The sequence below is a fragment of the Dictyobacter sp. Z7_2 genome (assembly GCF_057551105.1).
Genome location: NZ_BAAJPE010000002.1, coordinates 1,532,521 through 1,545,136 on the forward strand (window position 1 = coordinate 1,532,521; position 12,616 = coordinate 1,545,136).

Consider the following 12,616-nt stretch of genomic DNA (forward strand, 5'->3'; position numbering starts at 1 on the left):
TCGATCCTTATTTTGCTGCGGGAGTCGCGGATTGGAATTTTGATGGACACTTCGCAAGTAACGTCTGGGCCTCAAATGGACCACTACCCGTATAGTGCCCCTCCACAACTACCTGAACGCCAGCGCGAAAGATGTCTGGCACAACACCACTATAAGTGACAGGTAACGTCTGATTACTATCAGTGATCGTGAACGTAATACTCTGAGAGTTGACGTTCTGTTTCACCGATTTATTCTCTACGATGCCCGCCACACGTACCGAACGTGTCATACAATCGGAACAATGCTTTAACTCAGGCACCGTCAAATAATAGAGAGCACTCGCTTGCGTATTCGCATAGACGAGATAAATAATCGCACCAATAATGGCAAGTCCAGCCAGCATAAAACTAAACGGGATACGCTTACGCGGCTGAGCCATTCTTTTCTGCTCGTCCATTGAAACCTTGAAAGCAGACTGCACTATACGACCTCCATCAACGTGGCGTGATCGCCACCTCAAATAATGTGTTAAGAAGTGCTCCCAGTACAAATACGAGAATACCCAGAGCCAGCATCAATTGGGGAGCCGCCTTCGAGAAGCGCGTCGAACGTTTTGCCAGACGACGAATATTGCTCTGACCAAGGTATACAGCCAGAATAAATAATCCCAGCGCCCCCAGAACTTTGAGAGCCAGTACGATAATATAGGCCAGACCGATTTGTGGCTGTGACAGACGATCAAACATCAGATATGCGCCACTCAGGATCAAGACCCCCACACAGATATTCACCATCTGCTTAAAGAGCTCAGCAATTCTGGCTGCCACGGCTGGCGCTGGTCCTCCGAAGCGGAGCGCGGGCATGACGATCACCAGATACATAAAGCTCCCCCCGACCCAGACCGCAGCAGCCAGAATATGCACCAGACGCACAAACCACAAAATTTCCCACATGCTCGCCCTATTTCAAGCTCACGCCAATCTTGGCTAATTCTGTTTTTAGAGCGTTACTATCCAGCTGACCAGTCCAGCGAGCGGCGACCTTTCCATCACGCCCAATGAAGAACGTCTCCGGCATACTGGTCACCCCGTAAGTGAGGCTTGTATCTCCACCAACACTATCAGCAACGCTTGTATAGGTCACTCCATATTTTTGCAGAAATTGTACACCCTGACTGGTCATCTCGCCACCATCAATGCCAATTAATTCCACACCTTGAGCCCGCAAGCCAGGCCATGAACCCTCCAGCAGAGGAGCTTCACGGTTACAGGGGTCACACCAGGATGCCCAGAAATTAATCACCACAGGCTTCCCTTTGAAATCAGCGAGACTCACTTTCTTGCTACTATCCTGTAAAACGGGCAGATTAAAGGCTGGAGCAGCCTTACCCAGCAGTGGACTCGAGGCATCACCCAGAGTAACCGTAAGATCATCAGCTGAATGGGTCGCTGTACTCGCTTTAGGAGTTGTCAATTGTGTCCAAAGCAAAGCAAGCACACAAACAATCAACACATTTGTGACTATAAAAATAGTGATATTGCGCTTGCGTGTTTTCCTGACTACCGTATTATTTACTTCCATAAAATGCACAATTCTCACATGTTGAATTTTTTTGCTACGACAAAAACATCAACTCGATTATGGTGCTTGAGCCTAATAGTCAACTTGCAAGCATTCACTGTCACCTTACAACGACCTGAATGTTTTTATATCATGGAGACGCGATGCTTGAAAACAAGAGGAAGGTTACTCCAGGTAAGAAACAGACAGCAAAAGAGTCCCGTCTCTGTTCATGAGCGGGACTCTTGCGGCTCAATCGGTCCTGGAATTTCTATTGAGCGAAGAGTATCTATCAAGCAGTAATGACATCTTGAGCTTTCTGTGTTGCTCCTGCTGACATTGGGCCATGGGTCTTGTACTCAGAAAAGAGAGCAATCACAGCGGAGTTAAAGGCTGGTAGATCTTGAGGACTGCGACTCGTCACGAGATTACCGTCGCGTACCACTTCCTGATCAACCCAGTTACCGCCGGCATTACGAATATCATCCTGAATCGTAAAGTAGCTCGTCAATGTCCGCCCTCTGACACAGCCAGACGAGATCAGCAACCACGGGGCATGGCAGATGACAGCCATCGGACGTCCACTCTCATTTATCCGCTGGACAAATGCGCGAGCTTTCGGCTCCATGCGTATCGTATCCGCGTTGATTGCGCCTCCTGGTAGCAAGACAGCATCAAAATCGTTGGGATTGGCTTGATCAAGGGTCATATCAACAGGAAACGTATCTGCTTTTTCATCATGATTCACGCCTTGCACCGTACCAGATTTCGGCGCAATAATTTTTGTTATCGCACCAACATGATCAAGCGCCTTTTTGGGCTCAGCCAATTCAGCCTGCTCAAAATCATCGGATACAAGGATCGCCACACGTAAACCATCTAATTTTTTATTATTTGTTTCCATAATTCTACTTCCTTCTACTACTTCACTACTTCATGCAACTATATACATATAGTAATACGGGTAGAATTACAGAATCGTGTCTCAGCAATACGTCATCCGGCCAGAGAGGGATGTTCTGAGGGTGTATGTGAACCCATGGTCCAGAGTAACAGAGCTGTGATCACAATTACCAACCCCACAATAGTCACAACAAACTGCAACAATAATCCGATCACGACCAGCAGCAAGCCAGCAGCTGTAATCACAGGCCAGATGCTGGCAGATCCATGGCGATCATAGCTAGCAAGCAAAGCAGCTTCTGCCTGAGCCAATTGCTGTGCCTTCTCAGTTGTACGCACAGTCAACAGGTGATCGATACCTTCGTGCAGGGCACGGGCATCAAAGGGCTTTGTCACACAGACGCTCTGCCGAGGTGTATTCGTCAGGACATCTGCCAGCGGAGGTTCCCATGACAAGACAACTGTAGGTAAAGATGCGAGTGCTGGATCTTGTTGAATGGCTTGCAGCATGGTCCAATTGCAAGCGACTCCTTGATCAACATCTAGAATCAGCAGATCTAAGGATGATAACTCAGAAGTTGAAACGCTGGATAAAGAAGTGGCCTCGATCACCTGCAAGCCACGATGTTGCAAGCCTAATGTGATCATACGGCGAATTGCAGTATCAGCTTCTAGTAAAAGGACTGTTGCGGTTGATGTTGTCTGCCCTTGCAACATGAATGCACCTCTATTGCTACGTAGTTTCTCTGATGGATAATACGCTTTCGCCTACTAAGCATACGAGGCACACATTACAATATCTTTGATAGCGACCTGAATCCCCTTACAAAGACCTGAATATTTTCCATGTACTCTTTTTTCGCCCACATTCACATCCATCAGTAGCGCCGCACGCTCGCGTGCGATGTCCCTGTAACTCGTATGAGACGGCTGGATCTCGGCGCAACACGCTCGCCTGCCTGATCGTACGTCGAGTGGGACATCGCGCGCGAGCGTGCGACGCTACGGTGTCCTCGCTTCGCTCGACACCAGGGATAATATTACAGCTTTACGAGCTTGTAACCTACATCTGGAACGGTCAGAATATATTCGGGACGACGCGAGTTCACTTCAATTTTGCGGCGTAACCTGCTGACATAGACCCAGATAAAGTCAATATCGCGATGATATTCAGGTCCCCAAACTTTTTCCAGCAGCAGTTCATGAGTCACAACCATCCCCACGTTTTGAGCCAGCGTACTCAAGAGCTTATATTCGGTACGACTCAATTGGACAATCTTTCCACGTACCGTGACCTGATGCTGAGCATAATCGATTGTCAGATCGCCAGTGGTGAACGTCGATTGATTTTGGGTATGCTCTGCGGGAGCCGCTTGACGACGTAATAATGCACGTACACGAGCCAACAATTCACGCATACCAAACGGTTTTAATACCAGATCATCGCTGCCCAAATCAAAGAGCTGGACGCGTTCATCCTCTTCACAGGCATCGCAAAGCATCATGACAGGAACATGTGAGAACTCACGCACACGCCTGAGCAACTCCGCTCCACTCATATCCGCCAGTTGGGTTGCCAGGATAATAATATCGGGCTCCTCTAAATCCAGCTGGCGCAAGAATTGGATGCCATGGCTGACCGTACGCACACGATATTGTTGCTCCTCAAGATTTGCACGAATATAGCGAGCTAAGCGAGCATCATTCTCGGCCATCAACACGCGAACGTGACGCCCCTGGTTGAGGGACGATGTCGTATTTCGTGTCTTTCGCTGCTGAGCAACAGACGCCTCCGGCTCATCAAGCGCCAGTGGCGCGGTCTGAGTAGCAAAGGGATGGACAGTCAGCGGCAAAGTAAAGAAGAATGTCGCCCCCTGTCCCTCGCCCAGCGAATCCGCCCAGATCTTTCCGCGATGCCCCTCGATTGTCGCTCGTGCTGCGGCAAGACCTAATCCGCTACCAGAACTTGAAGCCTCGGCCGTCCGCTCCCTCTGTCGGGAGGTGGAGGAACGACTATCACCCGTGTGCTCAATGCGATAGAAGCGATCAAAAATACGATCCAGATGTTCAGAGGCGATACCGATACCTTCATCGCTCACGCTCACACGAATCTCTTTATCGGAGTAATCAAGCGCGATCCTGACAATCTGCCCTTTGGAAGAATACATGATGGCATTGTTCAAGAGGTGATTGAGTGCCATCTCGATACGTAAAGCATCACAACTGACGGCGGGAACTCCATCGGGAATATCAAGCACGAAGCGATGATCTGGAGCCTGTTGTTGCCAGCGCTTGACCAACTGCATCAGGAGCTCAGGAAAATGTACTTCTGTCAGATGAAGCGATTGCGCACCAGCATCAAAGCGCCAGACATCAAGTAACGTATTGAGAACATCATACAGGCGATCCGATTGTGCATCGATCATCTGCAACATCTCGCGCTGCATCGACGGGTCCCAACGTGCTGATCCTCCCAGCAAGGTGGTCGCGCACCCCTTGATAATTGCCAGAGGCGTCTTGAACTCATGAGCCGCCATCACCAGAGTCTCGGTACGTGCATCGGTCAGGGAGCGCTCCAGCGTAATATCATCCAGCAGCACGCCGCGTCCTAAAAGGAGTCCTTGCTCATCGTGGACAGGAAAGCTACGCATGCGCAACCAATTGGCAGCTGCATCGGCCAGCGCCAACTCGGTCGAGGATTCTTGATCGAGATGTTGCCAGACCTGATCGAGCTCCGCACGCGACTGCTGAGGATCAGCCAACAGTGTGAGCACATGTTGATGGACATCAAATTCCTGCAAGGTGGAGCGATCACTCGTGTCGAGCTTCAGGAGGCGTAAGGCGCTTTCGTTTGAGTAGGTAACGTGTCCTCGCGGATTGAGCAGCATAAAGCCGCTACTCATACTGGAGCACATTTCGGTCAGCACCTGATACTCACGCGTAAAGCCTGCCGGGATCGTTTCTCTATTTTGCTCTGGATGGATTGCCGAGGTTGGAGCATTGGCTGCGATCCACAATCCACCAGTTGTTTTGCTGTGGTTTCCGTCAATGGAGCTGGACATCAAAAACTACCCTTTCCCGCCCGATAGTGATGTTTGACCAGTATCTGGCTACTCATATCTTAGCAAAAAGAGTCAACCACATAGGGTGTCACAAAAAAGCGGGAAAGAAGCTGACAGCACGGCTCAGCCTGCAAGAGCAGATGATTTTCCAACTTGTTGAGTAGTACCTGTTGCTGGGGATGAACTATTTTATACCTGCAATTATCACGATCAGTGCAAGGTGCACCAGCATGGCAATAATAAAAGCTGCTGCCATAAAGAGAATCCAACGGCGATCATTCACATATTCGCGTACGCGTGTCGAATATGCATGCGGCCAACGCTCTGCCGCCACTAATCCCATAGCGATACGCAAACGTAAAGGAGACTGGATTGGTGACTGTTGCATCTGTGCCTGCAACACCTGATGACAGGCTTTGCAAAGAGTCCATGAGAGCCGTGGCTCTGGAACGCCATCAGGTTCAGTTACATCAACAGCATCAAACCAGATCCGATTGGTGCAGATAGAACAGTGAAGAGGTGTAGGACTTCTTCGCCTATGCATTTCAATATATTGGACTGCCACTCCAGACTCTTCCCTGCGTGCATCTTTCATACGGCTCTGTCCTTTCTTCTTCATGTCCTGATGGAGGATGGCTTCTCTGCCAATTGTAACATATTTTAATTCTTCCCAATGCTTATCAAGAGGCCGCACGGCAGGAAAGTGGGTAAGAGGTTAGTAAATCCAATTGCATGAACAACCTCCAGACATTTGCCCTTTGACATCGCAAGCACTGAGGCAAGACCACACCGATACCTGAAAACTGAGGGAGCAATAGATATGGCCTGATACCCATAAGCGATATCAGGCCACAAGCTTGTTCACGACATCTAAACGTGATTTTAACGCAGTATCGGCACGAGGTATACGAGTGTGAATACAAACACCCAGACGACATCAACAAAGTGCCAGTACATCTCTGCCGCTTCCACAGCAAAGTGTTTCTCTTTGGAAAAATGTCCGCGAGCGGTACGAATCAAACAGACGGTCAGAAAGATCGCCCCAATCGTAACGTGTAGGCCGTGAAAGCCAGTTAATGTAAAGAAAGCTGATCCAAAAATACTGCTGGAAATTGTGAAATGCTCAGTATTGATCAGGGTAAGATACTCATTCACCTGGCCACCCAGGAAGATGATCGCCAAAACAATCGTCCCGGCCAGACCCCACATCAACCGACCTATATTTCCTTTGCGTATCGCTGAACCTGCAAAATGCATTGTTCCACTACTGAGAAGTAGGAGAAAGGTATTGATCAGCGGAGCAACAATATTATCAAAACGCCAGATTGGACCGCCACTGTTACGTATCTCTAAATAGAGATACGCAGCGATCAGATTGGCAAAGATCAGGGCCTCTGAGGAGATGAAAAAAGCCATCCCCCACCAGTTCATGCTGCGTCCGCTCTCCTGGCTGTGCTCTTCAAGCACCCTGACTTGCTCACCATGAGCAACACTCATACAAGTAACTCCATAACTCTCTAGAGATAATTCTTACGTCCAAGCCAGAACCATCCCTTATCGACGCTCTAAAATCCACCCTAGAGCTGATGCAACAAGCAGTATGGCACCAATCACAGTGACTACTGGACCAGTCATGACACTAAATAACAGAACCGCAATCGAAAATGCCAGCGCCAGAGGCCAGAGACTCGGTTTTGGCATCACCTCTTCAGCACTCACCAGACGCCCTCTGGCACGTGTTCGTGTTCGTCTTTTGGCAGTCGGATCTGTGCTCTGCGTTTCCCCTATTATCGTGGCCTCTTGTTGCGGCTCCTGAATAGCTTGATCTTGAGATGGCACAGAGTCGGGGGTAGCAGGGGTCGTCAGAGGAGCGTCAATCTTATCATGCTCCTCATGCGATACCTGTTGTTCTACACCATCTTTTTGCTCTTGAGACACCTTGTACCTCTACTAGTCTTGTTCCACCAATGTGGATATATGCTTCGCTATGTGAATACAGTTGCTGTCGCCAGCGGCTTCGCCAATAGGCACAGGCGAAGCTCAACTGACCACAGAACCACCGAATTAATGACCGATCGTTTTCCAGTCAGCGTTCTCTGGATACTTCTTATCATAGAATGGACGACGGCTACGTACAATAGGAATCTCCAGGAAGTTATATTTCTTCGGAGGAGAGGTTGTATCCCATTCCAACGTGAAAGCATCCCAGGGATCATCCCCGGCAGCCTGGCCATTTTTCATGCTCTTGATAATGTTAATCATGAACAGAAGAACGCCGATGGCGATAATCAAAACGCCGAAAGAGGCCAGCATGTTCAGCCAGTTCCAACCCAGATCCGACGGATACGTATAAACGCGGCGGGGCATACCCAGGATACCGAGCAGATGCATTGGGAAGAAGGTCAGGTTCAGGCCAACAAATGTCACCCAGAAATGCCACTTTCCCAGACGATCGCTAAGCAATCTTCCGGTAAACTTCGGGAACCAGTAGTAGATGCCACCAAACACAGCCAGGGCAGTCCCACCAAAGAGCACATAGTGAATATGCGCAACCACAAAGTAGGAGTCTGTAATCTGATAATCAAACGGAACCACAGCTAGCGCAGCACCATTCAATCCACCGATCAAGAACATCGAGATAAAACCCAGGGCAAAGAGCATCGGCGCATTAAAGCGCAACTTACCACCCCAGATGGTACCCAGCCAGTTGAAGATTTTCACGGCCGTTGGAATAGCGATGAGCGTCGTACTGGTCGCAAAGAAGGCTTGCGCTATCGATGGCAGGCCTACTGCAAACATGTGATGTGCCCAGACAGTGAAGCTCAGAAAGCCAATGGCCACACCCGACCAGGCAATAAACGTGTAACCGAAGATTGGCTTACGCGAGAAGACCGGTAAGATCTCGGAGATGATACCAAACGCTGGCAGAATCAGAATGTACACCTCTGGATGTCCAAAGGACCAGAATAAATGCTGCCAGAGCAGTGGATCACCACCATTCCCATACTGATAAAAATGTGAGCCTAAGTGACGATCAAGCAGCAACAAAACGCTGGCAACCGTCAGGCTTGGCAAAGCAAACAGCAAGAGGAACGACATCACCAGCGTCATCCAGGAGAATAATGGCATACGGTTGATGCTCATACCCGGAGCACGTAATTTAAAGATCGTCACCACGAAGTTAAGCGAACCGGCAATCGATGAGACACCCAATAGAGTTGTTCCCAACAGCCAGAAATCCGCATTCATGTGTGCCGTAGCCTGATAGGCATGGCCGGCTGCGATCTCGCTCAGAGGAGCATACATGAACCAGCCACCATTTGGTGCCTGCCCAAAGATGAAACTTGACTGCATAAAGATACCGCCGAAGAGCAGTAGCCAAAAGCCAAACGAATTCATACGCGGGAAGGCCATATCGCGTGCACCGAGCATCAGTGGCACAAGATAGTTACCAAAGCCGGATAAGACTGGAATAACAAACAGGAAAATCATGGTCGTACCATGCATAGTAAAGATCTGATTATAGGTATCAGGGTCCAGAATCTTACCATTAGGCAAAACCAGTTGGGTACGGATAAGCATCGCTTCCATACCACCAACAATAAAGAAAAAGAATCCGGTGATCAGATACATCAGACCGAGCTGCTTATGATCGGTAGTTGTAATCCACTCACCAACGTACGTTTCGCTAAAACGCTTTCGGCGAACACCCGTGGTTATGGGTGCGCGTTCACCGATCGTGCTAGTTGCCATGAATAAGTCCTCCAGTGTCTAGCCTCAAACAAAGAGCCACAGCGCCAGACAGGTTATTTTAACCCTTCCAGGTAGGCCACCAATGTCTTAATCTGATCTTTCGTAAGCTGGCCAATCACCATGTCATTACCTGGCTTGATCCCCTGCGGATCGTTGAGCCACTTTGCCAGATTACATGTTTGGAGCAAATTCGGATTGTTAGGATCGCATTGATTATCCTCAACATTATTGCGCAACACGCCACCGGCAATCAATGAGCGACTTCCGAAGTGCGTAAGATTCGGACCAATCAGACATTCTGGTGTTCCATTGGCGTGACCACCCTTCGCATCAGTACATTCCTTCGCCTCGTCATAGTACTGCTTGGCATTTACCCCAACAATACCGTGACAAGATGCACACTGATTTTTGAAGAGGGTTTCACCTTGTTGGGCCAATGTGTCACTTGGAGCCGTTGCCGCCTGCTGCTGCCCTGAAACCCATGTCTGAAAGGCGTCATTAGAGACAACTTTGACCGAGAAACGCATGTTCGCATGTTGCTGGCCACAGAACTCAGCACATTCTCCTGTATATTCTCCTTCTTTTTCCGCCACAAACCACTTGGCATTGGCATGGCCAGGAACGACATCAGTCTTTCCGGTCAGTGATGGTACCCAGAAGCTGTGAATCACGTTGTTGGAGAACAGGTCGACATGGATCGTGGTTCCAATCGGAACCTCTAACGTATCGGCTGTTGTAATATTGTACTTTTGATAATAGAATGACCAGTACCACTGGTGACCAACCGCAGTAACCGAAACTGTCTGATCCGATGGCTTTGAGGCCGGTTCAGCCTCAGGTGCAACCTCCAACAGGCCTCGAATCGTAAAAAAGAGTACGATAAAAAGCACGATGGTCGGAATGACAGTCCAGACGAGCTCTAGCGTCGTGTTTCCATGATTTTGAACGGGATTTGGCGTCCCCGGTCGCTCACGGAATCTAAAAATGGAGTAGACTAAGGCACCTTCAACCAGAATAAATATGATTAGAGATATCCAAAGAATCATCCAGAAGAGACCACTCTCGGTTGCTGCCACCGGACCAGTTGGATTCAAGATAGAGGGTGAGTCTTCACCGCATGCAGCTAATAGAATAGAGGACAAGATCAGGCCCACTAACAGGATAAGCCCGCGCTTTCCGCGCTTTGCCCTACGAAATACCGGCATCCTCACGTCTAAATCTCCCCTATAAGTTTTTTGAACGATGGACAATGATGTCTTTTTGGGCGACATTGTTCCAATGATATTGGCGTAGTTTAGCGATGGAGCCTGAAACGAAACTTGCAATCCCAAAGGGAAACCTTACAAGCACCTGAATGGGTAGGCGTGTCTCTGCCTGTATCTGCCAATATTTAGAAGTAGCACATTGCTTCCCTGATTATGACAACCAAAATTTGACGTTTGCATCAAGATGTTTCTAGTGAGAAAATCCTTTACATACTATAACAGCAGACTGACTACCCGACAAGTAAACAGTGATAGCTATTATTTGCCTCATGGATAGCTAATCAGAAACGTTCAGGTGATTGTAAGGCAAAAGAAAGTGGTTGCAAGGGTAGTATCAGGAATGACGCCGAAAATAGGAACCGTCAAACTTAATAGACTAAAGGGAGTCATGTATGAAGGTCTTAAGCCATAGTGAGGTTGAAGAACCAAAACAGGAAAGCGCCTGGCGCCAAACCCTGTCAGCCTATATCAATCTAATGAAGCCGCACGTCACTGTTTTGCTCCTGGGAATCACGGTAGCAGCGATGGCGATCGCTGGTCGAGGATTACCTAATCTGGGCTTAGTATTGGCGACAGTTATTGGCGGCGCCATGGCCGCTGGTAGCGCCAACGCGATCAATTGTTATATTGACCGCGATATCGATCAAATTATGGGACGAACGCAACGTCGCTCATTGCCATCTGGACGCGTACAGCCCGTACCGGCCCTGATCTTTGGCGTCGCACTGGGAATCGGCTCTTTTATCCTGCTGGCCTTATTTGTGAATCTGCTCAGCGCGGGACTATCATTCGCAGCCATTCTCTTCTATGTATTCGTCTATACATTGGGACTCAAGCGTACTTCGACACAGAACATTGTCATTGGTGGAGCAGCGGGCGCGGTGCCAGTATTGGTTGGTTGGGCAGCAGTCACCAACAACGTCACACTTCCTGCTATCTGGCTCTTTGCGATTGTCTTCTATTGGACGCCACCTCATTTCTGGGCGCTTTCTCTCCTGATCAAAAAGGATTATGAGAAAGCCAACGTGCCCATGTTGCCGGTCGTAGTCGGTGACGTTGAGACACGTCGACAAATTTTCCTCTATTCGCTCTTACTGGTAGCAGTGACATTCATGCTTTTCATTATGCATACGATGAGCTATCTTTATCTGGCAGGGGCAACCATTCTCGGTGGAATTCTCGTCTACATGGCAATTCGTCTGATGGTGGACCAGAAGAAAAACTGGGCACGTACGATTTTCTGGTACTCTAACTGCTATTTAGCGGCCATCTTCGCGATCATGGTCGTCGATCGCGTGCTTTTCTAACGATCAGGGTGACAACATTATGAGTCTACGTATGAGTTGGCGGCTAGCATCGCGGTTATCTGTGATAACCCTGGCTATTCTGGTCGTCATTGTGATTACTCTCATTCAGAGTCGTCAAGCCAGTCAATCGCTACCTGCGAATAATAGCAACAGCAATAGCAGCAGTAGCAGTAGCACCTCAGGTTTCCAGGGCACCAATCTGGGAGGCACGCCAGCACCAAACTTCCAACTTACTGATCAGTATGGAAAGACAATTTCGCTGGCACAATTTCGTGGACAGCCTGTGATTGTGACGTTCCTTTATACGCACTGCCCAGACGTCTGTCCACTGACAGCCGAGCACCTGCATACCAGTCTGCTTCAGCTGGGTCCCGATGCCCATAAAGTTGCCGTACTCGCCGTCAGCACCGATCCCAAAGGGGATACCACAAGCGCAGCACTCAATTTTTCTGTCGCCCATAACATGCAAACATACTGGCATTTTCTGACTGGTAAGCAGCAACAACTGGCACCGATCTGGTCAAGTTACAGTGTCTATGCGCAGGCGGTACAGAAAACAGTCAATCACAGCACGGCATTATACCTCATCGACAAGCAGGGACATGAGCGCGTCTACATGGGCGACGATTTTCAACCCACACAAATGGCGGCTAATCTAAAAATCTTGCTTAAAGAAAAATAATAGAAAAATTTGTCAGTTTGACACAAAGGATGAGATTAAATATAAATAAATCTCATCCTTTTTTGCTGTATATACCTTTGTCAGACGGACCATAAAATCACC

13 protein-coding genes are annotated in these 12,616 nt (G+C 48.7%); 2 read left to right on the top strand and 11 right to left on the bottom strand.

Going from position 1 to position 12,616, the window contains the following annotated elements; all coding sequences use genetic code 11:
• Positions 1 to 7: 7 nt before the first annotated feature.
• The 11 genes from AC27N8_RS19845 to coxB form a co-directional block, all read right to left on the bottom strand.
• Positions 8 to 439, bottom strand: a complete 432-nt coding sequence (locus AC27N8_RS19845; protein WP_487069135.1) for a cytochrome c maturation protein CcmE — start codon at positions 437 to 439, stop codon at positions 8 to 10.
• Between the two features lie 37 nt (positions 440 to 476).
• On the bottom strand, positions 477 to 935 hold the full coding sequence (locus AC27N8_RS19850) for a hypothetical protein (protein WP_487069136.1): 459 nt from the start codon (positions 933 to 935) through the stop codon (positions 477 to 479).
• A 7-nt stretch (positions 936 to 942) separates the two neighbouring features.
• Entirely contained in the window at positions 943 to 1,563 is a 621-nt protein-coding gene (locus tag AC27N8_RS19855) for a TlpA family protein disulfide reductase (RefSeq protein WP_487069137.1), read from the bottom strand.
• 271 nt (positions 1,564 to 1,834) lie between these two features.
• Positions 1,835 to 2,446: a type 1 glutamine amidotransferase domain-containing protein gene (locus tag AC27N8_RS19860; RefSeq protein WP_487069138.1), complete on the bottom strand. Its 612-nt coding sequence runs from the start codon at positions 2,444 to 2,446 to the stop codon at positions 1,835 to 1,837.
• Positions 2,447 to 2,538: 92 nt separating this feature from the next.
• The gene (locus tag AC27N8_RS19865) at positions 2,539 to 3,162 is read right to left on the bottom strand and encodes a hypothetical protein (protein WP_487069139.1); all 624 of its coding nucleotides are present in this window, start codon (positions 3,160 to 3,162) and stop codon (positions 2,539 to 2,541) included.
• A 323-nt stretch (positions 3,163 to 3,485) separates the two neighbouring features.
• Complete coding sequence (locus AC27N8_RS19870; protein WP_487069140.1) at positions 3,486 to 5,507, bottom strand: ATP-binding response regulator; 2,022 nt, start codon at positions 5,505 to 5,507, stop codon at positions 3,486 to 3,488.
• 184 nt (positions 5,508 to 5,691) lie between these two features.
• Positions 5,692 to 6,102 carry a hypothetical protein gene (locus tag AC27N8_RS19875; RefSeq protein ID WP_487069141.1) on the bottom strand — a complete coding sequence of 137 codons (411 nt, stop codon included), beginning with the start codon at positions 6,100 to 6,102 and terminating at the stop codon, positions 5,692 to 5,694.
• 287 nt (positions 6,103 to 6,389) lie between these two features.
• Positions 6,390 to 7,004, bottom strand: a complete 615-nt coding sequence (locus AC27N8_RS19880; protein WP_487069142.1) for a cytochrome c oxidase subunit 3 — start codon at positions 7,002 to 7,004, stop codon at positions 6,390 to 6,392.
• Between the two features lie 57 nt (positions 7,005 to 7,061).
• Positions 7,062 to 7,445 (bottom strand): hypothetical protein, encoded by a 384-nt coding sequence (locus AC27N8_RS19885; RefSeq protein WP_487069143.1) that lies wholly within the window; start codon positions 7,443 to 7,445, stop codon positions 7,062 to 7,064.
• A 126-nt stretch (positions 7,446 to 7,571) separates the two neighbouring features.
• A complete protein-coding gene (gene ctaD, locus AC27N8_RS19890) occupies positions 7,572 to 9,260 on the bottom strand; it encodes a cytochrome c oxidase subunit I (protein WP_487069144.1) in 1,689 nt (562 codons plus the stop codon).
• Positions 9,261 to 9,313: 53 nt separating this feature from the next.
• Positions 9,314 to 10,465, bottom strand: coding sequence for a cytochrome c oxidase subunit II (coxB, locus tag AC27N8_RS19895; protein WP_487069145.1), 1,152 nt, complete (start codon positions 10,463 to 10,465; stop codon positions 9,314 to 9,316).
• 452 nt (positions 10,466 to 10,917) lie between these two features.
• On the opposite strand from coxB, the gene AC27N8_RS19900 reads away from it, so the two are divergent.
• The gene (locus AC27N8_RS19900; protein WP_487069146.1) at positions 10,918 to 11,832 is read left to right on the top strand and encodes a heme o synthase; all 915 of its coding nucleotides are present in this window, start codon (positions 10,918 to 10,920) and stop codon (positions 11,830 to 11,832) included.
• Positions 11,833 to 11,851: 19 nt separating this feature from the next.
• Positions 11,852 to 12,514, top strand: a complete 663-nt coding sequence (locus AC27N8_RS19905) for an SCO family protein (RefSeq protein WP_487069147.1) — start codon at positions 11,852 to 11,854, stop codon at positions 12,512 to 12,514.
• Positions 12,515 to 12,616 lie beyond the last annotated feature (102 nt).

Bases quoted from the DNA above. Each gene is read 5' to 3' on its own strand.
- AC27N8_RS19870 (WP_487069140.1), bottom strand. From the start codon at position 5,507: ATGTCCAGCTCCATTGACGGAAACCACAGCAAAACAACTGGTGGATTG.
- AC27N8_RS19900 (WP_487069146.1), top strand. From the start codon at position 10,918: ATGAAGGTCTTAAGCCATAGTGAGGTTGAAGAACCAAAACAGGAAAGC.
- AC27N8_RS19865 (WP_487069139.1), bottom strand. From the start codon at position 3,162: ATGTTGCAAGGGCAGACAACATCAACCGCAACAGTCCTTTTACTAGAA.
- AC27N8_RS19860 (WP_487069138.1), bottom strand. From the start codon at position 2,446: ATGGAAACAAATAATAAAAAATTAGATGGTTTACGTGTGGCGATCCTT.
- AC27N8_RS19855 (WP_487069137.1), bottom strand. From the start codon at position 1,563: ATGGAAGTAAATAATACGGTAGTCAGGAAAACACGCAAGCGCAATATC.
- AC27N8_RS19845 (WP_487069135.1), bottom strand. From the start codon at position 439: ATGGACGAGCAGAAAAGAATGGCTCAGCCGCGTAAGCGTATCCCGTTT.
- coxB (WP_487069145.1), bottom strand. From the start codon at position 10,465: ATGCCGGTATTTCGTAGGGCAAAGCGCGGAAAGCGCGGGCTTATCCTG.
- AC27N8_RS19850 (WP_487069136.1), bottom strand. From the start codon at position 935: ATGTGGGAAATTTTGTGGTTTGTGCGTCTGGTGCATATTCTGGCTGCT.
- AC27N8_RS19905 (WP_487069147.1), top strand. From the start codon at position 11,852: ATGAGTCTACGTATGAGTTGGCGGCTAGCATCGCGGTTATCTGTGATA.
- AC27N8_RS19880 (WP_487069142.1), bottom strand. From the start codon at position 7,004: ATGAGTGTTGCTCATGGTGAGCAAGTCAGGGTGCTTGAAGAGCACAGC.
- ctaD (WP_487069144.1), bottom strand. From the start codon at position 9,260: ATGGCAACTAGCACGATCGGTGAACGCGCACCCATAACCACGGGTGTT.
- AC27N8_RS19875 (WP_487069141.1), bottom strand. From the start codon at position 6,102: ATGAAAGATGCACGCAGGGAAGAGTCTGGAGTGGCAGTCCAATATATT.